The organism is Paeniglutamicibacter sp. ORCA_105, from assembly GCF_045798545.1.
In the GTDB taxonomy this organism is placed as follows: domain Bacteria; phylum Actinomycetota; class Actinomycetes; order Actinomycetales; family Micrococcaceae; genus Paeniglutamicibacter; species Paeniglutamicibacter sulfureus.
In genome coordinates, this window is sequence record NZ_JBIXLM010000022.1 from 24,365 (window position 1) to 49,910 (window position 25,546).

The window sequence follows — 25,546 nt, forward strand, 5'->3', positions numbered from 1 at the left end:
TACCTATGAGCCAGGAAGCATGGTGGCTTGAAACGCCACCATGCTCCAGCCGGAGCTTCCGGTCACCCAGAGGTTGGCAGTCCGGGTGGAGATCGATTTCTCAACCTCTCCACTGACCAGGCGCATCCGCATGGTGCCTGTCACGGCGGCCAGGCCGGGCACCGTTTCCCGCACCGCATCCAATTCGTGCTCAATCTCGAGATAGCGGACAGCGCCCTCCGAAATGAACGTGAACAACGTTTCCTTGCTGTCGCAACGCCCGGTGGAATGGACGTAGCTCAGGGATTCATCGAGCAATCCGTCAAGGACGGCGAGGTCGGCGGTGATCATGGCATCCAGTCGTGCGGCCTCTGCGCCGAGGACGGCTCGGCGCGGGCCGCCGGTCACATCTCTATCCACCGGAAACCTTTTGCACGGGGCGTTTGGCCCCGAACCGGGTCTCGAGGGGAATGCTGCGAAGCCCGTGAGCGTCAAGGGCATAACCATGCGCCATACCGCCGTCCTCCGGCTTGGGTGCCGTTGGCATAGGAGTGCCTGCCCAACCCGAGGCAACGAATCCCAGTATCAGCGAGCGCAGGTGACCCCCAACCTGTTCGAAGTCCTCGTCCGAGGTCCCCTCCAGCATGGGCGCATCGGACCAATCCAACCGGTTCCCGAATAGGAACGGGACGTCGAATCCGTGGGCCGATCCCATCCGCGAGTCCTTGGCCGCGTAGTCGAAACGCACCGAAGAAACCTGCTTCCCCGCCTTGCCGACTGCAAGGACAAGATCCGCTGCATAGGACTCGAACTGGTGCAGGGTCATCGCGCCGATCAGCTGCGATTTGGGCGAGTCCGGGTGCTCGGCGGCAAGATGCGCAGCCACCTCCGGCACATCCTCGAAGTGCGCACCAATGAATCCCGCCACTGCCCCCGGCCCGAAGGCCGCCTCGGGTGCCTGACCCAGAAAGGCCGACGCCTCTTGCGCAGTATGGGTCAACAATAGATCTCCCACATGCAGGCGTTGCGCCGCCGCCCTAACGTCGAAGAGATCGGCGGGCACCATGTCGTCGGCGGTGGGCATGATGCCCAGTCCCTTGCCCGCGTAGGCGCGGGAAACGCATTGCTGGGCATCCAGCAGTTCCTCCCCGGTGGCGTCCACGGCGGTCGAGCGGCCCAGCTCTTCGGCGATGATTCGCCGACGCTCCGCGGCCTCAGCGGTTCCCAGCGGTGGCTGGAACGCCAAGGAGAACAACGCCGTGCGGGCAATCATCCCGCGCGTCTGCTCCAGCTGACTGAGCAAAAACGCGTAGAAGGCACCGGCGGACTGACCGACCATGGTCAGGTTCTCCGCGTCTCCACCGTAGCCGGCAATGTTTTTGCCAACCCAGCGCAACGCCTGCACCAGGTCGCCGACACCAAGGTTTCCGCCACCGATTCCACCGGCGTGGGAGAGGATTCCGAGGCGGTAGTTGACGCTGACCACCACGCACTGCCCCTCCTCAGCGAGACGGGTACCGTCGTACCAGCGCACGGTGCCCGCGCCGGAAATGAAGGCTCCTCCCGGGATGTAGAAGAGGACCGGCAGGCCCGAGGCGCCATTTGGTGCCCAGATGTTCAGTTGGAAGGCGTCTTCCCGCTGCGGGAGTTCGGCGAGTGCCGGACCCAATAACCAGTCCAGCGCGCCAGGACGCTGCGGGAAGGCTGCAGGTTGCCCGGAGGCGCCGGCAGCTGGGTCGACCAGGGCGGAGAAGCGGTCGCCTGGATCGGCCAGTTGCCCGTAGACCACTCCTCGGTGGACCTGCACCGCGCGTGGGCTCACGCGATGATCTCGTAATCCTCGAGGTTTACGGCACGTGTCACGTTCCAGTACTCGAGCATCGGCAGCGGCCAGATCTGCGAGACGCGGCCGAACTTGTTCTTGTACCAGGTCTTTACGTCCGGGTGCCCCCAGGCCTTTCGGGCGTTGGCCGCGTCAATGGCCTCGACGAAGGTATCCAACGCCTCCTGCTTGAGGTTAAGGGCGGTGACACCGGTGGACAGGACCGTATGCATGGCGTCAAGGATGTATGTCAGCCCGTACTCGATCATGGAGAACAGCGAACCGTTGACCACGTGCCCGGTGTTCGGCCCGGAGACGATGAACAGGTTGGGGAAGCCCGGCACGGTGATGCCGGCATAGGCGGTGGCGTTGCCGGCCCAGTACTCGTGCAGGTCACGGCCGCCGAGACCGGTGATCTTCAGCGGCTCGAGGAACTCCGAGGCGGTGAACCCTGTGGCGTAGATGATCACGTCGAGTTCGTGCAGCGTGCCTTCCCCGTCGACGATGCCGTCGGCCTGCATGCTTGAAAGGCCGGCGGTGATCAGGGACGTCTGCGGCTTCTTCAGGCTCGCGGACCACACTCCGTTGTCGCGGAGCATGCGCTTGCCGCCGACGATGTAGTCTGGCGTGACCTTCGCCAGGAGGTCCGGGCGGTCGGCGTACTGCACCTTGAGCATTTCGACGAGCTGCTGACGCACCCGCTCGTTGATGGCCGAGACCGAACCAGGGGTGTTCCACGAGGGGTCGGCCGAGGTGGTGTGCTGGCGGCCCTCGACACCGAGCCAATGCTGCCAGAACCGAAGCCACTGGCCGTACTGCGGAAGGTGCTCGGCGAGCCACTTCACGGTGTCAGGCATGTCCTCGTAGTAGAACGGGGTGGGCAGCATCCAGGGCGAGCTGCGCTGGAAGACCTTGAGCTCGGCGACCTCGTCAACGATTGCGGGGACGATCTGGTAAGCGCTGGCGCCCGAACCAATGACCGCCACGCGTTTGCCGCGCAGGTCGATGGCAGGGTCCCATTCGGCCGAGTGCACCTGCACGCCGGCGAAGGACTCGCGACCTGGGGTTTCGGGGAACTTCGGCCGGTCCAGCTGGCCCACGGCGGTGAGCACGGAACTGAAGCGACGAACCTCCCGCACTCCCCCACGCACGGTATCCAGTTCCCACAACCAATCCTCGGCGTTCCAGGAAGCACCCAGCACCTCGGTGTTCATCTGGATGTTTTCGCTGATGCCGCCGCGTTGGGCGACGGTGCGTGTGTACTCGAGGATCTCCCGGCCCTCGGAGAACTGCTGGGGCCAGTCGTCGCGCTGGGCAAAGGAGAAGGAATAAGCATAGTTGGGGGTGTCGAGGCGGACGCCCGGGTAGGTGTTCTTCCACCACGTGCCGCCGACTTCGTTGCCCTTTTCGAACACCGTGTAGGAAATCCCCGCTTGGCGCATGCGGTAGGCGGCTGCCATGCCAGCCACTCCGGAACCGATGATCGCCACGGTGAATTCGCGCCCCGGAGCCACATTCCGGGCGTCCCAGCGAGGCGCGCCGTTGTGTTGGGGCACCAAGGCCATGTCGTGCATGAGCATCGGATGGTAGGCCGGGTCTGCCCCGTTGGTCAGCCAGTCTAGGATCTCCGCGGCTTGCTCGTCATTGAGCACCTTGGCGCGGTTGAGCGACTGGTCGCGGACGGTGCGCAGGGCCTCGAAGGCCAACTCGCGCGCGGCCTCACGTTGCGTCTCGGACATGCCTCCGTGCGGCAAACCCACGGTGTCCACCGGCGGCTGCGGGGGACGAAGGTCATCGCGCAACATCGAGTAGTCCCCGGTGACGGCGGCCAGGGCAATCATCAGCGCCGGTAGGTCTGCGGTTTCCACTATGCGGCGCAAAAAGGAGTCATCCTCCGTGATGCGTGCGTATTCCTCGCGCCAGTACAGGTCATCGATCTGGGTTTGCGTTCTGTCCTGGATCAGGGATTCGGTCATGTCCGCTCCTCGTGCTGTGGGGTTGCCCGGCCCGAACAATGGGGCCGCATGGTGACTTGTATCAAGTCTCACCCCCAGGTTATGCATAAGTCAACACACAATGCATTCTTCTCATCGTTTGGTATGATTTTCCCATGGCGAAGATGACCGATTCGGTGACCCTGTCCAAACACATCAGGGACACGATGCGCAACGATATTCTCGAGGGCCGGTGGTCACCGGGCGCGCGGCTGCAATTGACCGAACTTTCCGAGCATTACGAAACCTCGAGCACGGTGATCCGCGAGGCACTGACCCGGCTCGTTGGCGACCGGCTCGTGAAGCTGCGCCCCAATCGCGGCTTCTTCGTCCCGGAGCTTTCACTGGCCGAGCTGACCGACATCACCGAGATGCGTTGCGTCAATGAAGCACTGGCCGTATCCATGGCCATAGAACGTGGCTCGATTGAATGGGAAAGCGAACTAATCGCGGCCCACCACACCTTGGAACGTACGGTTCGCCGCGACCCGGAAAACCCAAATGTGCACACCGAGGAATGGAACCACGCCCACCAGGCGTTCCATGCCAAGCTCGTCGAGGCCTGCGGTGTCCCTGTGCTCATCGACTTAACCTGCACCCTTTCCGACCTGTCCCAGCTGTATGGGCGGTGGGCCGGTGTTGCGACGCGCGATGTCAAGCGCGACCTCGCGAAGGAACACCGCAATATCCTTAGCGCTGCGCTGGATCGCGATGCAAAAACGACCGGTTCCCTGTTGCGCCATCACTATGAAACCACGCTCTCCGCCGTGCATCGCGCCGGCGAAGTTGGCTTGGCAAGCACCGCATTGAAGGTGTCCTAGCCTGCGTTCGGCTCCTTTTATTCAATAGGCTCGCGCCTCCGGCACCGGACGCATTTTTCGGCATCGGAGCCACGACGAAAGCCGGGGTGTCCCGAGACACCGACGGGACACCCCGGTATTCCTACGACTTGGCTAGCGGACCCCGGCCACTGCTTCGAGGGATGAACGAGCTTCGCGGTAGCGGGCCGGCCACACCCCCTGTTTCCCCGGGGCGATGATTCCGGCCGGGTCAAGGGCGTCCTTGAGCTTCTCCTGCAGGCGCCTAACGGCATGGTTGTTGAAATCAAAGCCGTCGGCGATCTGGTCCATGTAGTCGACGTGGCTTCGGTAGGGTGCATATCCGCGAGAACGTGCGACCTCCAGCAGCTCCGAGTACAGGGCGCGGGCCCGATTCAGCATTTTCTCGTTGCCGCGCTCGAAGAAGATCATCGTCACGTGGACCATGTGCCGTGGGTACAAGTGGTAGCCGATGTACAGGTCGAATCCGTACTTGGTATAGAGGCGCTTGGCCTCCTGATAGAAGGCGTACACTTCCTCGCCGCGCGCCGGGATGATCGGCGCCGCGTCGATGTGACCTCCGTTTTCCGCTGCCCATCCGACAGTAGATAGCGGCTTGAGCGTTGGCACCCCGGCCATCTGGGTACGATCCAAGTCAGCAATGTCTTCGTGCTGCAGTGCCATACCCTCGACCCCCGAATAGAACCGGGCATCCACGCGGGCACCGGGGATCACTGAAACGCGCTCCTTGATGATTTCCAGCCGGCGCTCACACAGCCCCAGGTCGCCATAGAGGGCAAACTTTCCGTTCCACTGCCCCAATCCGAATTCCTGGCGCATTTCCTCGAGCCGCCAATCAGGGATCGACCCCTCGCCGTCCCAGAACTTGGCGCGGTTTCCGCGCATCGTGGCGGCACGGACCACGTTGCCGCACAGGGCATTGTTCTGGATGATCTCCTCGCGGCGCAGCGTGGTGAGGATGTCGATCAACTCCGGAAGGTCCTCCTCCCGCTCCACCGCGATGTCTCCATTGACGTAGGTGTGGGGCGCCGGCTGCAGCCAAAGCCCCACCTGGGTGACGACACCGAGGTTGGACTGGGTGAACAATCCGTCAAGCGTGGGGCCGAAACCACCCTGGAAGATCGGACCGAGGTCGGTGCCCTCCATGGCACCCATGCCGGTGCGCACAAGGTCTCCGTCCGGCAGCACGACTTCCATGCCACAGAGGGACTTCACGTGGTCCCCGTGCGGCGTCATGCCGTAGCCGCGGTCGAGCATGTTTCCCAGCACCGATCCCCAGCCCAGTGCCGGGACGCTCATCCAGACCTTCAGTCCGTGTTCCTTGATGTACTCAAAGAGATCAAAGAAGGTGACCCCCGGTTCCACGACGGCGTAGCAGAGTCGATCGTCGACCTTGAGGATTCTGTTCATACGACTCAGGTCCAACGCGACCATGCCGGCGTCTCGCGGCTCTGGGCCTCCATAGCCAAGGTTCTTTCCGCACGAGAACGTCCACAAGGGCACCTCAAGTTCCGTGGCAAGACACACGATCGACTGCACTTCGGCGGTATTGGCCGGACGCACGCCCGGCCAAGGGACTCGTCCGGGGTTCAGCGGGTAGGGATCGATATACCCCTCGGGATTCTCCAGTGCCACCACGTTATCGGCACCGACGATTTCTTCCGCCCGACGCAGAAATTCCTGACGACGATCCATTGCTCATCCTTTCGTGGCCCGGGCATTGCCGCGTGCCGATCCTGCTAAGTCAAAGATTGTGTACTACATTCCATTTGGCATCAATTAGATTGATAAGTATGAATCTTGTGTCGCATCCTCAGCTGACCTTGCGCCAACTGTGGCATTTTGTGGTTGCCGCCGAGACCGGAACGATGGCCGAGGCAGCCCGCCGGCTGCATATGGCCCCCTCGGCCATTTCCATGTCCATAGCGGAACTCGAGCGAATCATTGGCTCGGATTTGGCCATCAAGCGCCGAGCCAAGGGGCTGACACTTACCGCCACCGGCAGGACCGTGCTGCACCAAGCCCGCACGCTGCTTGCCCTCGTCGATGAGCTCGAGTCCCTGGGACAGGGAACCCGCGCCTCGTTGCGTGGCCCGCTCACGGTGGGATGCTTCATGACCCTGGGACCCACGATCATTCCCACGATGCTCACCGCCTTTGCCGAGCAATGCCCGGAGGTGGAAGTCGACTTCGTCGAGGGCTACCACGACGAAATGCAGCAGGCGCTGCTCGACGGATCGATCGATGTGGCTTTCCTCTACGGCGCAGAGATTTCCCCGTCCCTGCTCAGCGCCCCGGTCGCCGTCGCAGAACCGTATGTGCTGGTCGCTTCCAACCACCGACTCGGCACACAGGACTCGATCACCCTGGCCGATATTGCCGAGGAGCCTTTGGTGCTCTTCGATGCGGAGCCGGTGTCCCGCAGGATCCTGGGCCTGTACGAGCAAGCAGGAATAGCCCCGGTGATCCGCCACAGATCCAGAAGCTATGCGACAGTTCGTTCGCTTGTCGGTTCCGGGCGCGGAGTGGCGGTGCTGTTCCAACAACCGGCGCTCGATGCGCCCTATCAGGAACTTCGCGTGGTGCTTAAGCCCTTGCGCACTCCGCGAGGGGGAAACGGTGAGCCGGTTCCCGTCTCCGTGGCTTGGCCGCGCAGCACCCGGTTGAGTGTACGCGCCCAAGCCTGGATCGAAGTTGCCACCGAGCTCTTCGAACACGCCGCACCGCCTGCCTAGGCCAGGACGTTGGTGCGGATCGAGGAGGGACGTGACAAGCCGAGGTTCTCCCGCAGCGTGGTTCCCTCATACTCCGACCGGAAGTAGCCGCGCTCCTGCAGTTCAGGCACGAGCTTGTCGCAGATCAGCTTGAAGCCGCCCGGGTTGAACGGGGAATTCAGGTTGAAGCCATCGCAGGCCTTGGACTCGAACCAGTCGATCATTCGGTCGGCCACGGCACCCGGGGTGCCGGCCATCCACTGGTGGCCGGTCGAACGGGCCAGGTCCACGATCAGTTCGCGCAGGCTCATGCCCTGTTCCACCGACTTCCGGCGGTAGATTTGGTAGCGCGAGCCGAGGGCCGGGTCGTCGGAGAACCATTCTGCCGGGATCGATTCGCTGAAGTCCAAGCCCGACAGATCCATCCGCAAGTCGCTTCCGACCTGGACGCGGCCGTTGTCCATGTGGATGTGGTTGGCCAGGTGCTCGGCGAGTTCGTCGGCTTCCTTCTGGGTGTCGCCAAGGATCGGCAGGATGCCCGGAATGATCTGCACGTCCCGGGAACGACGTCCCTTGGCCTCCACCATGGCCTTGAACTTGGCGTAGAACTCGATGGATGGCTCTTTCATGGGCTGCGCCGTGTAGATGCTGTCGGCAATCGAGGATCCCAGTTCCATTCCGGGTCCCGAGGAGCCGGCCTGCACCAGCACGGGGCGACCCTGCGGAGAACGCGGCATGTTGATGGCGCCCTCAACGTTGAAGAACTCGCCCCGGTGGTTGATCGGGTGGATCTTGGCGGTGTCGACGTACCAGCCAGTTTCCTTGTTGTTGGTTACCGCGTCGTCTTCCCAGGAGTCCCAGAGCTTCTGGACGACGTCCACGAACTCGGTGGCGCGGCGGTAGCGGGTGGCCGGATCCGGCGCCTCGGTGATGCCGAAGTTTTGGTACCCGTCCGAGGAGGTAACGATGTTCCAGCCTGCACGGCCGCCTGACATGTGGTCGAGACCGGCCATTTGGCGGGCCACGTTGTAGGGCTCGGAGAACGACGTGGACACGGTGCCGATCAGACCGATGTTCCTGGTGCGAGCGGCGAGTGCGGCGAGCACCGTCATTGGCTCGTAGAAGCCGTTCATCTTGATGTCGCCGCGCATCACGGTGTTGGCGTGGACGATGTCGCCAAAGAAGATTGCGTCGAGTTTTGCGTCTTCGGCCATCTTGGTCAGATCGTAGACGAATTCCAGATTGGCCAGTTCCTCGGAGCGGCTTCCTTCCATGCGCCAGGAATCCTTGTGGTAGCCGGCTGGCAGCATGAAGGTCGTCAACACCATGTGCTTGGGGTTCTTCGGTGCCATTGTGGCTGTTCCTTTCGCAGGCGTTCATCGCAGTGGGCGACGAGACGATACTGATGTTTGGGGGCTTTAGCTCAATCGTTCCAAGAGAACCAAAGTTCGTAAATACAGAAGTTTCTATTCAATAAGATCAGTTTTACTGATGATTCAGGTCCCGCGGATCAACGGAGGACGATAGCCGTGGGTATCGAGCCCCGTCGATCTCCACGCGGAGCCAATCAGTGGGTTTGCAGCTGCTTGCCCCGTGCGTGCTTCTTGAGTTGCATGGAGTCGGCACCTTCGGGGCCAACGCGCACGGCGATGATTCCCAGGACCAAGATCGCCACCCAGAAGACGCCGACCCAGACAAAGCCTCCGGCCAGCGTGAGCGCCGTGGCGATCATGGGTGTGAAGCCCGCCCCGAGGGTTGCCGCACCTTGGTAGGACAGCGATGCTCCGGAGTATCGGACGTTGGCCGGGAATAGCTCCGAGATGTACGCACCAATGGGTCCGGCCAGAATGCCCTGGACAACACCGTTGCCGACAAGTACCGCAACCATGAAGCCCCAGGCCGTGCCATTGTGCATCAGAAAGAGCGCGGGAAAGGCCCACAGGACACCGAGGACGCCACCGAAGGTGAGCACAGCTCGGCGCCCAATGCGATCCGAAAGTCGCGCAGCCCAGAAGCAAACGACAATGGTGACAACGGCGGCCAGGCCCTTGATGTTCAGGACTGTCGAGCGATCGACGCCCTCGGCGACAGCCACCGACACTCCCCACGACGTCAGAATGCCCTGGCAGGTGTAGAAACCAAGCGAGGCAACCAGGGTGATGATGACGATGCGGGGGTGGTTGCGCAAAACGCGCATGATCGGCGACCGACGCTTCTTCTCCATGCTTTCAGCCTTGGCGTCTAGCTCCTTGAACACCGGCGACTCGGCAACCTTCAGGCGAATCACCATGCCGACAACGATCAGGACTGCCGAGAACAGGAAGGGGATGCGCCAACCCCACACGAGGAACTGGTCCCCGGTGAGGGCCGAAACCCCGGACACCACGAAGGTGGCCAGCAGGCCTCCGGCGGGACCGCCGGCGTTTGCGAACGCTGCGGCGAATCCGCGCTTGGATGCCGGGGCATGCTCGAGTGCCATCAGCGTCGCACCACCCCATTCCCCGCCCACGGAGATGCCTTGGACCATGCGCAACAACACCAGGGCGACGGGGGCTGCCACTCCAATGGATGCGGTGGTTGGAAGGAGGCCAATGGCGATTGTCGCGAAGCCCATCATCATCATTGAGAGCACGAGCATCTTCTTGCGCCCCGCCAAGTCACCGAAGTGACCAAAGATGATGCCGCCGAGGGGCCGGGCAACGTACCCAACAGCCAGGGTTCCGAAGGAAGCGAAAAGAGCGAGGCCGGGGGCCAGATTGCCAAAGAAGACCTTGTCAAAGATCAGCGCAGCGGCCGTCGCATAAAGGATGAAGTCGTAGTACTCGATGATGCTGCCCAAGAGACTGGAACCAAGCACGCGACGCAGGTCCTTGGTATTGAGGGTGTCGGACGCCGGCGCATCCGGTGTTACGGGGAGTTTTTTGATCGGCACTGGAACGCTTCCTTTACTACAAAAAGTGTGACTTAGTACATAATGGCGCACATCACACCAAACTGCAAAGTTTACGCATTTTTTATGTCAGAATATTTTCTCTCTAAGGCGACGGTCCCATGCCCCGCTGCCAAAAAAGCGGAAAATAGACAAAGTTCCCATTGCGCGATCTGACCAAAGGTATATAAACTGATAGCCAGAATATATTCTCACTTCATCGGGGTGAGATAGCTACCCTAAGGAGAAGCAAGTGAGCGCACGCACAGGAGCACAGTACAAGGCGGGCCTAAAAGACTCCCGCGAGGTATGGCTGGGCAACGAACGCATCGACATCACCGAGCACCCCACCTTTAGCGGTTCGATCAACGGCATGGCCGCGTACTTCGACTACCAGCACAAATACGCCGCCGACTGCCTCATGACGGATCAGGAATCGGGAGAAGAGCACAACGTCTCGCTGCTGCGTCCACGCAATGCCGAGGACATTGCCCGCCGCCACCGCGCCTTTGACCGCCTGGCCCGCTACTCCAACGGCATGCTCGGTCGCACTCCCGACTATGTCAACGTGGTGCTCGCCGGCCACGCCTCCCGCAAGGACATCTTCGACCGCTCCGGCGACCCGGTGTACTTCGAGCGCCTCGAGGCCTACTGGAGGCATGTGCAGAAGCACGACCTGGCCCTGACACACACCATCGTGCACGCCGCCATCGACAAGTCGGTCGGAGAACTGCAGGGCATCAACGAGGAACTCACCCTGCGCGTCGTTGACCGCACCGACGAAGGACTGGTCGTCCGCGGCGCCAAGATGCTCGCCACGCTCGGCCCGATCGCCGACGAACTTTACGTCTACCCGGCCGTCCCCATCCAGAAGGGCTACGAAGAGTACGCACTCTCCTTCGCCATCCCGGTGGCAACCCCCGGCGTCGTCTCGGTGTGCCGCGACCACTACGGCGTGGACCAGGAAGTCGTCGACAAGCCGTTCTCCTCGCGCTTTGACGAGCAGGACGCCGTCATCATCTTCGACGATGTCCTGGTTCCCTGGGACCGCGTCTTCATCGACGGGCAGCTGGATGTCTACAACGCATTGAACGGCGGCACCGCCACCGGCAACACCCAGCAGCAGACGGCCATCCGCGCCTCGGTCAAGCTGGAGTTTGCCTACGACTTGTGCACCCAGATGGCCAAGGTCACCGGCACCGATGCCAAGCCCGACACCGCCTCAATGCTCGGCGAGATCTATTCCTACCTGCGCATCGCGCGCGCCGTCATCCACTCCGCGGAGATGAATGCCTCGGAATGGGGCGGCGGGGCCTTCTTCTGCCACGACGACATCTCCGCGCTGCGCACCATGATGCCGCTGTGGATGGCACGGGTAAACGACATCATCAAGTCCATGGGCTCGCACAACCTCCTGGCCACACCGACAGCTGCATCCTTCGGCGATCCGCGCCTCGGCCCATTGCTGCGCAAGTACCTGCCGGGAGCCGGTGGCATCTCCCCCGAGGAGCGCTCCAAGATCTTCCGCACCGCCTGGGACTTCGCCGGCTCCGCGCTGGGCAGCCGCAACGAACTGTACGAGCGTTTCTACCTCGGCTCGGTCAACCGCGCCCGCGCCCTGGACCACAAGAAGGCACAGGCCAAGGGCGAGACCGGATCCTTCGATGCGATGTTTGCCGAACTGGGCATTTTTCCGGTGCTGACCGCGACCGAGGACCTGGGTCTCGACGCGGCCACCTTGGCAACCCGGGCCTAGGGAAGAACGGCAATGGAAACCGCACCTGCCCTGGTGGACCGGCTCGTCGCCCATGCGCTCGGGACAACTTTCGGCGACCTCGATCCGCAGACCGTCGAACGCGTGAAGACCCGGCTGCTGGACACCCTCGGTGCGATGGCCGCGGGCCACGGCGAGCCCGACTCAGCAGCCATTCTGCGGGTGGCCGCCGCGTGGGGCACCGGCGACGAGGCCTCGGTTCCCGGAACCTCGTTGCGGTTGCCCGCTGCCTCGGCCGCATTCGCCAATGCCGTGTTGGCCCGGTCCTTCGACTTCGAACCGGTCGAGGCCGACGGGCCGGACGGGACCCGTGTGGCCGCCCACATCTCCGGGACAACCGTTCCGGTCGCATTGGCCCTGGCCGAACTCACCGGCGCGAGTGGCGAAGCGTTGCTGACCGCACTGGCGGTCGGCGACGACGTGACGGCGCGCCTGGCCGTCGCCAGCGGCTTCGACGTGTACTCGGGGCAGGACAACACCGGTACCGTCAATGCCCTGGGGGCAACGCTCATGGCAGCCCGGATGCTGGGGCTGGACGCGGCAGCTGCCAAGCACGCCCTGGGCATCGCGGTCAATCAACTCGGCGGCACGGTTGCCAACATCTTCGATGCGGCGAGTGCCTTCAAGCTGCCGATCGCCTTCGCGGCGCGCACGGCCATCGCCTCCGCCCAGTTGGCGGCGGCCGGTCTCACCGGCCCGAATGATCCGTTGGAGGGAAAACACGGGTTCTTCCAGATGTACTGCACCGACCCCAATCCCGAACTGGCCGGCGCGGAACTCGGCGAGCACTACTTCGGGGACACGACCATCAAACCGTGGTCAAGCTGCCGGGCGGCACATCCGTCCCTGGAAGCCTGCATCCGCTTGGTCACCGAGGAAGGCGTGGCGATCGAGGACATAGACAAGGTCGAAATCCACGTGACGGCACGGACGCTTGGCGGTTTTGTCGGCGCCCGCTTCGACCCGGCCGAGCGCCGCCCGGTGGCAGGGCTGTTCTCGATCCACTTCACGGCCGCCGCTGCCTTGCTGCACGGCACCGTGCGGCCCGAGCATCTCACCCCCGAGGCCATGGGCGATCCACGCATCGCTGAGTTGCTTGGACGCATTGAGCTAGTCGGCTCGCTCTCCAATGACCAGCGCCTCACCGCCGAGGCCACTGCCACCTTGCGAGACGGGAGCACCCGGCATGTACGCGTCGAGAATCCCGCCGGCGACCATGCATCAACACCGCTGAGCCGGCCACGACTGCTGGAGAAGTTCACCCTGAACCTCGGCTTCGGGCTGCCCGGCATGGCCGATCACGCGCCCCGGGTCATCGACGCCGTCCAGGTCCTGGAAACGGCCGACACCGTTGGGGACCTCATGGCAGCCCTCAACCCCACCTGCACTGTTTCAACCCTGATCCGCTAGGAGAAGTTACGATGAATACCCAAAACACCGCCGACCAGACCGCTGTCGTCGAGGCCGGGATCTTCCGCAACGTGGTGGGCCACTTCGCCTCGGGCGTCACGGTCATCACCACCGTCGTGGACGGGGTCCTCTACGGCACCACCGCGTCGGCAGTTTCTTCGCTGTCGATGGAACCGCCAATGATGCTCGCCTGCCTCAACCGCTCCTCCTCAACGCACGACCGCGTAGTCTCGGCCGGATACTTCGGCATCAATATCCTGGCCGATGACCAGAGCGACTTGGCGTTCCACTTCGGACGGAAGGGCGAGGACAAGTTCGCCACTGTCCCGCACACCATCTCCCCCGAAGGCATCCCGCTGATCGACGGCGCGCTGGCCACCATCGTGTGCAAGGTGGATGAGACGGCAACCGGCGGCACCCACACGGTCTTCCTTGGCCTGGCCACCAGCGCCGAGGCCCACGACCGCCAACCACTGGCCTACTACCGTGGCACCATGGGTCGGCTGGAACCTGTCAAGGAACTGAGCGCCTACAAGGCCACCCGCGATTGGGTGTTGCAGCGCAAGAGTGCTCTCGGAAGCGACCTGGATATCGAGCAGATCGCCGAATCCACCCGCTCCGAGGCCGCCCACGTGGGCAACGCCCTCGTGAAGCTGGAAAGCGAGCACCTGGTCTTCCGCACGGAGGCGGGAACCTTCCAGCCCAGCCCCATCACCGCTGAATTTACGGATTCGGCCTACGACTCGCGGGCCACCATCGAATCAGGCATCATCGCCTCGCACCTGGACAAGCTCTCCGATGAGGTCATCGCCGAGCTGCGCCACATCACCGGCGAACTGGGCAGGCTTCGTCGGGAATCGGCATCGGATTTGGATGATTTCCTGGCCCTGAACGTCGCCTACCACGACACCCTGGTCGCGGTGGCAGGTTCGTCCCAGCTGACGGATTCCTTCCGCCGGCTCGGTGTGGGGACCGTGTGGCGTCAGGCCCTGACACCGGCAGAGTGGTCCCGCCACATGGACCACACCCACGTCGTAGAGCTGACCGAGGCCCTGGCCGCCCACGATGCCGATGCCGCCCAGGATGCCCTGGCCGCGCACACCGCCTTCGGCAAGGCCCTGGCCCGCGAGGTTGTTGCCCGCCACGGCGGAACCGTCTAGTTAACGCAAGCAGGCAGCTTAGGCCGGTCCGTTCCCCTCGGGAAATGGACCGGCCTAAGCCATTGTCCTTGGACCCGTTCGAGGGAACGACTCCCGCGACCGGCTCCGTGGCGGGGGCACGACAAAGGTCGGGCGTCCTTTCCCAAGGCGGCCCGACCTTTTCTTCGCATCGCCGTCGGTCTTCCCCAATTGCGGCTGCACTATGCAGCTAGAAGCGGATGATGCTCCGGGCGATCGCCCCGGTTTCCTGGCGTTCATATGCCTCGTTGATCTGCTCCAGCCCGATCTCCTGGGCAATCAGGTCATCGAGGTTCAGCCGGCCCTGCAGGTAGAGCTCCGCGTAGTAGGGGATGTCCCTGCGGATGTTCGAGGAGCCCATATAGATCCCATGCAGCGAACGCTGCTTCACCAGCAGGTCCATCATGACGCTCAGCTCCAACGGCTTGCCCTGCGGGATGCCGATGAAGTGCACGTCGCCTCCGGTGCGGGTCACTTCGATGGCCTGGCGCTGGGTGGCACCCAGGCCGATGGCTTCAAAGGCGTGGTGCACGCCGCGGCCGGTGATTTCCTGCACGCGGGCGACAACATCTTCCTCGGCGCCGTTGATCACGTGGGTGGCACCGAACTTGCGTGCCAGCTCCAGCTTTTCGGGTTGCAGGTCGATGCCAATGATGGTGCGGGCCCCGGCCAGGCGGGCTCCGGCGACCAGGTTCAGGCCGATGCCGCCCAGGCCGACCACCGCCACGCTCTGTCCGGGCGCCACCTTGGCCGAGTTCAACACGGCGCCCACGCCCGTGGCCGTCGCGCAGCCGAGCACGGCGGCCTGGGCGAATGGGATCTCGGCCGGGATCCTCACCAGCTTGTTCTGGTGCAGCACGGTGAACTGGGCAAAGCCGGCAACGCCGAAGGCCTCCACTCGCTGTCCGTCTCGGCTCAGGCGTGCCGGGTCCTGCGGGCTGCGCATGACCGCGCCCGGATTCAGGCAGCGGTAGGTGGCGCCGGCTACGCATTCCTCGCAGACGCCGCAGAAGCTGATTTCGCTGCCGATGACGTGGTCGCCAACCTCAAAATCGGTGGCCTCGGGACCCAGCTTGACTACGACGCCCGCCATTTCGTGGCCCACAACCATGGGCAGCGGCCTTCCCCGATCCATCGTGGCAACGATCATGTCCGAGTGGCACAGGCCCGCGGCCTCGACGCGGACCAAGACCTCCGCACCGCGAGGTTCGTCGATTTCCAGGTCCTCGATCTCGAATCCCGCTCCAATGGCGTTAATGACTGCTGCACGCATGGCACTCCCTAAGTTTGCAGAACTCTACTTATAATGCATAGTTTCCACTAGTATATTTTCATAAGTGGTCCGTGTCACCAACTCGACCGATTATTTCTTGAAGGGAACTCCATGAAAGCTGCAGTGGTCTCCGAAGTGAAGGGTGCCTTTGAGGTACTCGAGATAGCCATCGACAATCCGGCGCCGCAGGAAGTGTTGATCGACGTGCGGGCTAGCGGACTCTGCCACTCCGACCTGCACGTGGCAAGCAACGACGTGGGCTTCCCGATGCCCGCCGTGCTGGGACACGAAATCTCTGGCGTCGTGGCGGCGCTCGGTTCCGCGGTCACGGGCTTGGCGGTGGGAGACCACGTGGTGACGTCCCCGGTGCACTCCTGCGGAGCCTGCTCCTCGTGCCGGGCCGGCCGGCCCTACCAGTGCCGGGTTCCCTCGCACACCAACAGGGCGCCGGGTACAGCCCCGCGGCTGAGCCTCGATGGCCGCGCCCTGACCCAGTTCATCGGCGTCGGCGGATTCGCCGAGCAGGTACTGGTCCACCAAAACACCGTGGTGCCCGTCCCCCGCGAGATCCCCTTTGACAAGGCCGCACTGCTCGGCTGCGGCGTGGTGACCGGTGCAGGGGCCGCAATCAACACCGCCCGCATCCGCCCAGGCGACACCGTGGTGGTGATCGGTGCGGGAGGCGTGGGACTGAACGTCATCCAGGGTGCACGGCTGGCCGGCGCCTCACGCATCATCGCCGTCGACCTGCAGCCGGCCAAGCTGGAGCTGGCGACCGTATTCGGCGCCACCGATGTCATCAACGGCGGCGACTCCGACGCCGTGGCGGAGGTGCTGCGGCTCACCGGCGGCGGCGTCACCCACGCCTTCGAGGTCATCGGACTGAAGCGGACCACCGAACAGGCGGTGGCCATGCTGGAGGTGGGCGGCACCGCCTACCTGATCGGCGTCCACCAGCCGGGTTCCACCATCGACATCACCCCGTTCGGCGACCTCATGGGCAAGCAGAAGGGAATTCGCGGTGTGGCGATGGGTTCGAGCAACATCGCCATCGATATTCCCATGTACGCAAACCTGTATCTCCAGGGCCGCTTCAAGCTCGACGAGCTGGTGTCCTCCCACATCGGCCTGGACGGGATCGAGCAGGGTTACCAGTCCCTGCGTTCGGGCGCGGTGGCCCGAAGTGTGATCACCAGCTTCTAGCGCCACGGCAAAAGCTGTCCCGGTTCACCATGAACCGGGACAGCTTTTTCATGTGTCGACGTCGCCAACCCCGCGTTCCGCCGCCCGGACTCAACCGAACGACGTGATGACGCCGCGGGCGACCCCACCTCCGGTGCGCAGCAGGTCGAACCCGACGTTGATTTCGTCGAGCGAGAATTCCCGGGCAATCAGGGCATCGAGGTCCAGTTGCCCCGCCAGGTATTGGGCCACGTAGCGCGGCACGTCCCGGCGCGGGGCAGAGGATCCCATGTACAGGCCATGCAGCGAGCGCTGCGGGGCAATGATGTCCGCCATCGCGTCGATCTGGAGCGTGCTGCCGGGCCGGTGCAGTCCGATCAAGTAGGCATCGCCGCCGGTGCGCGTCATCCGAAGCGCTTGGAGGCTGGTTGTCGGCAGGCCAATCATCTCGAAGGCGTGGTCCACTCCCCCACCGGTCAGTTCAAGGACCGCCGAAACGGGATCGGTCGCGGTGGCATTGATGATGTCGGTGGCTCCGAAGGAGCGGGCCAACTCGAGCTTGTCGGCAGCAAGATCCACCGCGATGATCCGCCCGGCGCCGGCAATGCGCGCGGCGTTGACGGCATTGAGCCCCACACCGCCTGCACCGATCACCACGACGCCCTGCCCCGGTTCCAGCTTGGCGCAGTTGAAGACGGCGCCGGCGCCGGTCAACGTGGAACAGGCCATGACCGCGGCCTGGGCGAAGGGGAAGGACTCCGGGATCGGGACCACTTGGTTTTCGTGGACCAGGGCCAGTTCGGCGAATCCGCCAAGTCCGAAGACCTGGGTCACCTGCGACCCGTCTTGTACCAGCCGCGGGGACTCGGTGGGCTGCCGCAGGGTGTGCGACCGGTTAAGGCAGCGATGCCCATCCCCGGAGAGGCAGTCGGCGCAGCGCCCGCAATACTGGATCAGCGTGGCCACCACGTGGTCACCCACGGCAATGCCGGAAACCCTGTCGCCGATTTCGCGCACGACCCCGGCGATCTCGTGGCCCAGCACCGCGGGCGCCGGGATACCCAGATCGGTGGAGGCCAGATGCAGGTCGGAGTGGCAGAGACCGGCGGCTCGGACCTCGATGAGCACCTCGGCCCCGTGCGGGGCGGAGACCTCGATGCCCTCGATGGCGAAGGTCCCGTCGAAGTCGCGAACCACGGCGGCTCGCGAGATGTAGCCGCCCATGCCCTAGTTCTTGCGCAAGCGGTGCAGGATGCGGGCGCGCGCTTCCGCGAAGCGCGGATCGGCCTTGGTGTCGACTTGGTCGCGCGCCTCGCCGAAGCCCGTCACGATCTCATCGACCACCGTTGCCGGCTTCTCGGCGATCACCACGACCTTGTCGGCCAGGTAGAGCGCTTCGTCGATGTCGTGGGTCACCAGCAGGATCGTCACGCCCAGGTCCTGCTTGAGCTTGATCACCAGGTCTTCAAGGTCGAAGCGGGTCTGCGCGTCGACGGACGCGAAGGGCTCGTCCATCAGCAGCACCTTGGCGTTGTACGCCAGGGCGCGGGCGATGGCCACGCGCTGTTGCATCCCTCCGGACATTTCCCACGGGTACTTGTCTCCCTGGCCCGCCAAGCCGACGGCGGCAAGGTTCTCATCGGCGACGCGCATCCGGTCGACCTTGTTCATGCCCCTGCCCTGCAGCGGGAAGGCCACGTTGTCGCGGGTGGTCATCCAGGGCATCAGCGAGCGGCTGTAGTCCTGGAACACCACGGCAAGGTCGGGGTGGGGACCGGTGATCAGGGTGCCTCCGACCTCGATGGTGCCGGCCTTGGGGCGCAGCAAACCCGAGAGGCAGCGCAACAGCGTGGTCTTGCCGACGCCTGAGGGTCCGACAATGGAAATGAACTCGCCGGTGTTCACATCGAGGTTGAGGTCCTCAAGGATCTTGTTCTCCGCGGCACCCGAGCCATAGCTCATGGACATGCCGCGGACCTTCATCAATTTGGTGTCCTGGCCGTGTTGGACGTTGGCCTGTACCTGGGCTGTCATGGCGTCTCCTTGGTCTGTGTGTAATACGAGTGGGGGCATTGCCCGGGTCACTGGGATCCGGAGGCGTGGTACCAGCGCAGCACGCGACGTTCAACCAGGATGAACAACATCGAGATGATGTAGCCGATCACGCCGACCAGCAGGGCGCCGGCCCAGGTTTCGGGGACCTGGAAGGTTGCTGAGGAATTCAGGATGTAGAAGCCCAACCCCTCGATCGAGGCAAACATTTCGGAAACCACCATCACGGTGATCCCGATGGGCATCGCCACGCGGATGCCCGCCACGATCTGCGGCAACGCCGAGGGAAGGACCACTCGACGGAAGTGCAGCATCGGGGGGATGCGGTAGACCTTGGAGAACTTGCGGATGGTGGGCTCCACGCCCAGCACGCCGTCGATGGTGTTCAGCAGGATCGGCCACATGCAGGCGAAGGCGATGGTTCCCATCTTGGGTCCCTGCCCCATGCCGAACACACCGATGATCATCGGCACCAGCGCTGCCTGGGGCACCGAGCGGAAGAAGTTGATGATCGGATCCACGATCCGTCGCAGCCATCCGACCTCGCCCAGCAGCAGGCCGATTCCAATGCCCAGCACCGCCGCAATGAACAGGCCGACGAAGAGATTGGTCAGCGAATAGATCGCCCCTGCGAGGATCACCCCGTTGCCCAGGTCCCGGACCAGCACGGTCAGGATTTGTTCCAGGGACGGGATGAAGAAGTTGGTGCTTCCGGCCGAGAGCACCCACCACAGCACCATCAGGACCACGATCAACCAGGTGGCCTGCAGGATCTTCTTGCCCGGTGCGCCGGTGGTGCGCACCTTGCGCTTGGCGCGCGGTTCGACGGCGTTCAAGGTCGCGTTAGTCATTTTCTTGCCTCTTCCAAATCAGTAGGCGATTCTCGCAGCGCTGGAGCATCGCGGCCAGTGCCCAGCCGACAAGTCCCGTGAAGAACAGGTAGGCGAATGCCAGGTCCCAGCGTTGGGCCTGCTGCATCAGCGTGATCTGGCGTCCGACGCCGGGAGCCTGGCTGATGACCTCGACGCCGACGGCAACCAGCAGCGAAATCGAGGCTGAAATCCTCACGCCGGTTGCAATGAACGGCAGCGCCGAAGGCAACAGGACGCGGCGGAAGCGGAGCATCGGCGGGATGCGGTAGACGGCGACGGTATCGGCAACCGCCGCCTCCTGGCGCCGGGCGCCGTAGATGGTCTGGACCATGACCGGCCACAGGCAGCTCAGCGCCACGATGACGATTTCCATGCGGATGTTGGAGCCCAGCAGCATGATGACAACCGGCATCAGGGCCAGCACCGGGAAGGAGCGGCCGAAGTCGATCAAGATGCTGGTCGACCGGTCAAGGAAACCAATGGATCCAATGAACAGGCCGAAAAGGACGCCGATGACGGAGGCTATGGCCCAGCCGGCCAATGCCGCAGTCAACGTCCTGCCCAGCGAGGTCCAGAAGGCCGGGCTGACAAAGGCCTCCGCAATGGCTTCCAGGATCTGGCCGACTCCGGGGAGCATCGAAGGCATGGTTCCGCTGGCGATAACCAGCCACCAGATGCCCAACAGGATCGCTATCGCCGCTAGTCGCTGGACCAGCAGCTTGCCCGGCGTGGTCAGGGTCTCTTTCATGGTCTACCTCAGAATGGTGGTGGGACGGCGGGTCGCCGGCGTTCCGGGGGGGTACCGGAACGCCGGCTGCTCGTTCGGTGGTTACTTGGCGTCGGCCGAGTCGCGGCGCGGGGCCTCGGCCCACAGCACGTCGTCAACGGCAATGGACTTTTCCAGCAGACCGAAGTGCACCATCGCATCGATGCCGGCCTGGGCCTCGGCCACGTTGAATGTCACGTCCGCGGGAACGAAGGCCTTCGGAGCCTTGGCGACGTCGATCTGGTTGACGGTGGCGTTGACTTTCTGCACCGCTGCCAGGTTGGCAGGGTCGGAGTAGAAGTCCACGGCCTCGGTCATCGCCGCGGTGAACTTCTTGGCGGGCTCGGCACCCTCGCCTGCCAACCAATCCTTCTTGGCGGTCCAGACGGTCACCGGCATGTTGCCCTGGTACTCGCGCACCGGGTTGGAGATCGATACGAAGCCCGCATCGACCATCTGGTGGTAGAAGGAGTCTGCCGGGACCACTGCGTCAACGGTGCCCTGTTCAAGGGCCGCCTGCATGCCGGCGTACGGGATGGCGACTTCCTTAACGGAATTTACGTCGATGCCCGCGCCCTCAAGTGCCTGCAGCACGGGAATGTCGCCACCGGACTTCACCCCGACCACGCCGATGGTCTTGCCCGCCAGCTGCTCAAGGGCGGTGATGCCGGAATCCTTGTCCACCAATACGCCCGAGTTCTCGGCCTTGTCATCGACCAGGCCGTTGCCGCCGATGACACTGACCGGCACGCCCTTGGCCGCCGAGGTCGCCACGTTGATCCATGAACCGATCGCGATGTCCACGTCGCCGGATACCACCTGGGCAAGCAATGCGGCCGGGTCCGCGCCGCTGACGATCTCGACGTCGAGTCCGTGCTTCGCGAACATGCCCTGTTCCTCGGCAAGGTAGGCCGTTTCGAACTGAATCGGAGCCACCGCGACGCGCAGCGAGGTCTCCCCCGTCGCACCGGTGGCGCCTGCGGCGGTGTCGGTGTCGCCACCGCAGGCGGTGAGGCCTGCGACGGCCAGGGTTGCCACGGCAAGGCCGGATGCGGCCCTGGCCAAAAATGTGTGTCGAGTGTTGCCCACGGTATGTCTCCTCAGCGAGATTCCTGGCCCTGCGGCCAGCGAGTTGTAGTGCCCCGTCATTCGGTGGGGCGGTGGGATGGGATCCCAAGTCGACGAAATTTAGAATGCATTCCGCTTGAGACAATATATCTTTAGTATGATTATGTGGCAAGCTTCACACCGGAGGCACTTTTCCCTACCTGCCCAACACTTGGACCGACGACGCTAGGAATCCCACTATGACCACCACCGACACCAGCACGCACGACTTGGCCAGCGAATTGCGCACGCGGCTTCTTGCCGATACGCTTCCGCTCATCATTGGCGGGAAGCCCGTCCCGGGGCAGGGAGAGCCGTTGGTCGTCACGGACCCATCCACCGGCCAGCAACTAACCATGACCGCCTCGGCCACGGCCGCTGATGTCAATGAGGCAGTGGGCGCCGCCCGCGCGGCCTTTGAATCGGGTCCATGGGCCGAGCTGTCGCCGAGCCGCCGCCAGCACCTGCTGCACAAGTTCGCCGACGCCCTGGAAGAGAACCTCGCCGAACTGGCGACGCTCGAGTCATTGAACTGCGGCAAGCCCTACGCAGTGGCCCGCAACTTTGAATTGCCGCAAGGAATCGACATCCTGCGCTACCACGCGGGCTGGGCGACCAAGCTCAACGGCGAAACCCGCGACGTCTCGCTGCCGGGAGCATGGCATGCCTACACGCTGCGCCAGCCATTGGGCGTGGCCGGCCTCATCGTGCCGTGGAACGTGCCGTTCACCATCGCGTTGTCCAAGATCGCCCCCGCGCTGGCCTCGGGCTGCACCGTGGTGCTCAAGCCCGCCGAACTGACCCCGCTTACTGCGGTGAGGGTCGCGCAGATTGCCCTTGAGGCCGGAATCCCGGCTGGCGTGCTCAACGTGGTCCAGGGCCTGGGCCCGGTTGCGGGACAGGCACTGGCTGACCACCCGGATGTGGACAAGGTGTCCTTCACCGGTTCGACAGCGGTGGGGAAGCGACTTCTCGCCTCTGCCGCGGGCAACCTCAAGCGCCTGAGTCTGGAACTCGGTGGCAAGTCCCCGGTGGTCATCTACGCCGATGCGGATCTGGGCAAGGCCATTCCGGGCGCCGCCATGAGCATCTTCGCCAATTCGGGCCAGGTCTGTGCGGCCGGCTCCCGGCTGTACGTTCACGAGGATGTCGCCGAAGAGGTAATCGCGGGGATCGCCCGGTTCGCCGAGTCGCTGACCGTCGGTTCCGGTCTGGATCCGGCCACCCAACTTGGTCCATTGATCTCCGAGCAGCAACGTGAGCGCGTCATGGGCTACATTGCCGCCGGCATCGCTGCCGGCGCCGAACTGGTCACCGGCGGCACCATGGCGGAGGGAGAGGGCTTCTTCGTCGCGCCGACGGTGCTGCGCAATGTGGATGCCGACATGTCAATCGTGCGGGAGGAAATCTTCGGCCCGGTTCTCTCGGTGAGCACCTTTGGCGACGAGGACTCCCTGGCCGAGGTGTTACGCCGCGCCAATGACAGCGACTACGGGCTGAACTCGATCATTTTCACCCAGGACATCTCGCGCGCGTTGCTTTTTGCCAAGCGCATCCAGGCCGGCAACGTCCGGGTCAACACCGGTTCCGGAATGGACGCCAACATGCCCTTCGGCGGCTTCAAGCAATCTGGATGGGGCCATGAAAACGGCCGCGAGGGTATCGAGGCCTACACCTCGATCAAGTCGGTCACCGTCAAGCTGGACTAGCCTTCGCGCCCACGCACAACGACTACCCGGGTTCCCCTCAAATCGAGGCAAACCCGGGTAGTCGCATCTTCATGCAGGCCATGTCGGTTGCGATCCTTGTACCGCAAGGCCGAAACAGGCAATTTGCTCCAGGATCCTGTCCAGTCTTGTTTCAGGGCCGGATTTCGTGGCAGAAACCTACCCACAGCCACCGCTCATGCGCATCGGACCCGAGTTTCGAGGCGTGCAGGCTGCATCGCCATGCGGGAAAGGCCCCGGCACAGCAGTGTGCCCCGGCGTTCACCCAATTAATCGGACCGACACCGGGGCATTATTTTTCGGCGCTAGGCGCCAACCATTGCCGACAATCCCGTGGCCTTGGCCGAGAGCGAGGTGAGCAGTGTCGCGCGTTGGCCGAGGGGTGCGATGCCGGCGACATAGCGGTCGGGCCGCACGAGCAGGATCATGTCTTTTGCGTCGCTGAAGATGCCGGAGATGTCCGTCGCGATTGAGCTGGCCCCCCTGCCGTCTTCGATAGTGAGCTGGCCGCCTGGGCCGACTTCAATCAGGCTCCACCCGTTGGAGAGCATGTCATCGAGCGGGATCTGTTTGTGGTCGGCGTCCAGCACCATGGGTTGGGGCAGGGAACGTCCGATGAGGGTGGCAGCCTTGGCAGGCACATCAGGGGCGGGAGCGGCTACGGTCCCCTTCACGTAGTGCGGTTGCTTGAGGAATTTCATCCGGGTGAGCCAGGCGTTCAACGGGGGTATGGCGCGCGTGCCGATGACCACCACGTCTCGGATGCGCGTGATGACCGGGTTGGTGTTCATCACGACCCAGCCGATGCGCTTGGAGAGTTTGACCATCTCTGCGGCGTGGGGTCGGCGTTCGGTGGCGTAGTCCTCGAGGAGCGCGTCCGTTCCTTCGCCCTTGACGTGGGCCGCCACGCGCCAGGCGGCGGATGCGGCATCGCGAATTCCGGCATTGAGGCCTTGTCCGGCGAAGGGCGGCATCAGGTGTGCGGCGTCTCCGGCCAGCAGGACCCGCCCGACACGATATTTTTCGGCGATGCGCTGGTGGGCGGTGTAGACGGTGGCCCGGCGCACCGTGACCCTGGAGACGTCTTGATAGGGGGACACCAGTTCGGCGATCGAGGACGTCGTGGTCATCTCGGACTCGTCCTCGCCCTCGAAGAGCATGAATTCGTAGCGTCTCCGACCGCGCACGCCGGGCACGACGACGGTGGGGCGGGTGCCGTTGCAATGGAAGGACGCGAAGGGCTCGGGGTCCCCGGGCACGTCAAGCAGGTCCACGACGATCCATTTTTCCACCTGGGTGGATCCGCCCAGCCCGATGCCCAATTCGCGTCGGGCAAAACTTCGGCCCCCGTCGCAGGCCATGACCCACGAGGCGTTGATGACCAGTTCTGTTTGAGGGGCGTCGGCGGCCGGAGCGTGGTCGGTTCCGGTGTCTCCGGCAACGACGCCGGAGACACCGCTGTTCCGTTGGCCGCGGCGCACCGCGGTCACCGTGACACCGTCGGGGTGTTGGGTGATCGAGGTGGCCTCGGTGTTGAAGTGCAGTTCGATTCCGGCGCGTTCGGAGGCCGCCTCGAACAGCAGGCCTTCCATCACGGGCTGGTCGAACTGGGACTTGCCGGGCTGGCCCAGGCGTGGGTTGCCCGGGCGCACGTCCGCAAGGATCTTGCCGCCGCGCCCGTAGTACCTCGCCCCGGTGTCCATGAGCATTTCCGGGGCAAGACGAGGCATGATGCCGATTTGCTGCATCACCCGCAGCGTCTCATCGGTGGCACTGATGGCCCGCGGCTCATCGCCGGACCCCCAGTGCTTCTCGATCAACGCCACGGACAATCCCTGGTCCGCCAGGAGGTTCGCCGCGGTCAGGCCGGTCGGGCCCGCCCCTATGACCAATGCGTCGACATCGATGCGCTCTGCCATGCTTTGCTC

Annotated in this window: 20 protein-coding genes; 7 read left to right on the forward strand and 13 right to left on the reverse strand. The window is 63.9% G+C overall.

Annotated features, from left to right (window positions below; all coding sequences use genetic code 11):
- Positions 1-3 precede the first annotated feature (3 nt).
- The 3 genes from ACIPUB_RS12115 to ACIPUB_RS12125 are packed head-to-tail and all read right to left on the reverse strand — an operon-like array spanning position 4 to position 3,777.
- Positions 4-399, reverse strand: coding sequence for a nuclear transport factor 2 family protein (locus tag ACIPUB_RS12115; protein ID WP_407607602.1), 396 nt, complete (start codon positions 397-399; stop codon positions 4-6).
- Positions 392-1,801 carry a carboxylesterase family protein gene (locus ACIPUB_RS12120; RefSeq protein ID WP_407607603.1) on the reverse strand — a complete coding sequence of 470 codons (1,410 nt, stop codon included), beginning with the start codon at positions 1,799-1,801 and terminating at the stop codon, positions 392-394. Before ACIPUB_RS12120 ends, ACIPUB_RS12115 begins: the two co-directional genes overlap by 8 nt.
- Positions 1,798-3,777 (reverse strand): flavin-containing monooxygenase, encoded by a 1,980-nt coding sequence (locus tag ACIPUB_RS12125; RefSeq protein WP_407607604.1) that lies wholly within the window; start codon positions 3,775-3,777, stop codon positions 1,798-1,800. Before ACIPUB_RS12125 ends, ACIPUB_RS12120 begins: the two co-directional genes overlap by 4 nt.
- Before the next feature lie 134 nt (positions 3,778-3,911).
- Between ACIPUB_RS12125 and ACIPUB_RS12130 the strand changes: the two genes are divergently transcribed.
- Positions 3,912-4,616 carry a GntR family transcriptional regulator gene (locus tag ACIPUB_RS12130; RefSeq protein ID WP_264269571.1) on the forward strand — a complete coding sequence of 235 codons (705 nt, stop codon included), beginning with the start codon at positions 3,912-3,914 and terminating at the stop codon, positions 4,614-4,616.
- A gap of 132 nt (positions 4,617-4,748) precedes the next feature.
- Here the strand turns inward: ACIPUB_RS12130 and ACIPUB_RS12135 are convergent, their stop codons facing one another.
- Positions 4,749-6,329 (reverse strand): FAD-binding oxidoreductase, encoded by a 1,581-nt coding sequence (locus tag ACIPUB_RS12135; RefSeq protein ID WP_407607605.1) that lies wholly within the window; start codon positions 6,327-6,329, stop codon positions 4,749-4,751.
- Positions 6,330-6,436: 107 nt separating this feature from the next.
- On the opposite strand from ACIPUB_RS12135, the gene ACIPUB_RS12140 reads away from it, so the two are divergent.
- The gene (locus ACIPUB_RS12140) at positions 6,437-7,369 is read left to right on the forward strand and encodes a LysR family transcriptional regulator (protein ID WP_407607606.1); all 933 of its coding nucleotides are present in this window, start codon (positions 6,437-6,439) and stop codon (positions 7,367-7,369) included.
- Here the strand turns inward: ACIPUB_RS12140 and ACIPUB_RS12145 are convergent.
- Entirely contained in the window at positions 7,366-8,700 is a 1,335-nt protein-coding gene (locus tag ACIPUB_RS12145; RefSeq protein WP_407607607.1) for an LLM class flavin-dependent oxidoreductase, read from the reverse strand. The genes ACIPUB_RS12140 and ACIPUB_RS12145 overlap by 4 nt on opposite strands.
- 215 nt (positions 8,701-8,915) lie before the next feature.
- Complete coding sequence (locus tag ACIPUB_RS12150; protein ID WP_407607608.1) at positions 8,916-10,280, reverse strand: MFS transporter; 1,365 nt, start codon at positions 10,278-10,280, stop codon at positions 8,916-8,918.
- Positions 10,281-10,530: 250 nt separating this feature from the next.
- Here ACIPUB_RS12150 and ACIPUB_RS12155 point away from each other — a divergent pair, with 250 nt between their 5' ends.
- From ACIPUB_RS12155 to ACIPUB_RS12165, 3 genes are read left to right on the forward strand one after another with little or no spacing between them, the layout of a single operon-like run.
- Positions 10,531-12,033: a 4-hydroxyphenylacetate 3-hydroxylase N-terminal domain-containing protein gene (locus ACIPUB_RS12155; protein ID WP_407607609.1), complete on the forward strand. Its 1,503-nt coding sequence runs from the start codon at positions 10,531-10,533 to the stop codon at positions 12,031-12,033.
- Between the two features lie 12 nt (positions 12,034-12,045).
- On the forward strand, positions 12,046-13,461 hold the full coding sequence (locus tag ACIPUB_RS12160; RefSeq protein WP_407607610.1) for an MmgE/PrpD family protein: 1,416 nt from the start codon (positions 12,046-12,048) through the stop codon (positions 13,459-13,461).
- Between the two features lie 11 nt (positions 13,462-13,472).
- Positions 13,473-14,621, forward strand: a complete 1,149-nt coding sequence (locus ACIPUB_RS12165) for a flavin reductase (protein ID WP_407607611.1) — start codon at positions 13,473-13,475, stop codon at positions 14,619-14,621.
- A 208-nt stretch (positions 14,622-14,829) separates the two neighbouring features.
- Here the strand turns inward: ACIPUB_RS12165 and ACIPUB_RS12170 are convergent, their stop codons facing one another.
- Complete coding sequence (locus ACIPUB_RS12170; protein ID WP_407607612.1) at positions 14,830-15,912, reverse strand: zinc-binding dehydrogenase; 1,083 nt, start codon at positions 15,910-15,912, stop codon at positions 14,830-14,832.
- A gap of 111 nt (positions 15,913-16,023) precedes the next feature.
- Here ACIPUB_RS12170 and ACIPUB_RS12175 point away from each other — a divergent pair, with 111 nt between their 5' ends.
- Positions 16,024-17,115 (forward strand): Zn-dependent alcohol dehydrogenase, encoded by a 1,092-nt coding sequence (locus tag ACIPUB_RS12175; protein ID WP_407607613.1) that lies wholly within the window; start codon positions 16,024-16,026, stop codon positions 17,113-17,115.
- A gap of 90 nt (positions 17,116-17,205) precedes the next feature.
- On the opposite strand, the gene ACIPUB_RS12180 is transcribed toward ACIPUB_RS12175, so the two are convergent.
- From ACIPUB_RS12180 to ACIPUB_RS12200, 5 genes are all read right to left on the reverse strand, one after another.
- Positions 17,206-18,318 carry a zinc-binding dehydrogenase gene (locus ACIPUB_RS12180; RefSeq protein WP_407607614.1) on the reverse strand — a complete coding sequence of 371 codons (1,113 nt, stop codon included), beginning with the start codon at positions 18,316-18,318 and terminating at the stop codon, positions 17,206-17,208.
- A 3-nt stretch (positions 18,319-18,321) separates the two neighbouring features.
- Positions 18,322-19,128, reverse strand: a complete 807-nt coding sequence (locus tag ACIPUB_RS12185) for an ABC transporter ATP-binding protein (protein ID WP_264269584.1) — start codon at positions 19,126-19,128, stop codon at positions 18,322-18,324.
- 47 nt (positions 19,129-19,175) lie between these two features.
- Entirely contained in the window at positions 19,176-19,997 is an 822-nt protein-coding gene (locus ACIPUB_RS12190) for an ABC transporter permease (RefSeq protein WP_264269585.1), read from the reverse strand.
- Positions 19,990-20,766, reverse strand: a complete 777-nt coding sequence (locus ACIPUB_RS12195; protein WP_407607615.1) for an ABC transporter permease — start codon at positions 20,764-20,766, stop codon at positions 19,990-19,992. Before ACIPUB_RS12195 ends, ACIPUB_RS12190 begins: the two co-directional genes overlap by 8 nt.
- A gap of 81 nt (positions 20,767-20,847) precedes the next feature.
- Positions 20,848-21,873, reverse strand: a complete 1,026-nt coding sequence (locus ACIPUB_RS12200; protein WP_407607616.1) for an ABC transporter substrate-binding protein — start codon at positions 21,871-21,873, stop codon at positions 20,848-20,850.
- Between the two features lie 218 nt (positions 21,874-22,091).
- Between ACIPUB_RS12200 and ACIPUB_RS12205 the strand changes: the two genes are divergently transcribed.
- Positions 22,092-23,600 carry an aldehyde dehydrogenase family protein gene (locus tag ACIPUB_RS12205; RefSeq protein ID WP_407607617.1) on the forward strand — a complete coding sequence of 503 codons (1,509 nt, stop codon included), beginning with the start codon at positions 22,092-22,094 and terminating at the stop codon, positions 23,598-23,600.
- A 323-nt stretch (positions 23,601-23,923) separates the two neighbouring features.
- Here ACIPUB_RS12205 and ACIPUB_RS12210 read toward each other — a convergent pair whose 3' ends face one another.
- The gene (locus ACIPUB_RS12210; RefSeq protein WP_407607618.1) at positions 23,924-25,537 is read right to left on the reverse strand and encodes an FAD-dependent monooxygenase; all 1,614 of its coding nucleotides are present in this window, start codon (positions 25,535-25,537) and stop codon (positions 23,924-23,926) included.
- Positions 25,538-25,546: the final 9 nt, after the last annotated feature.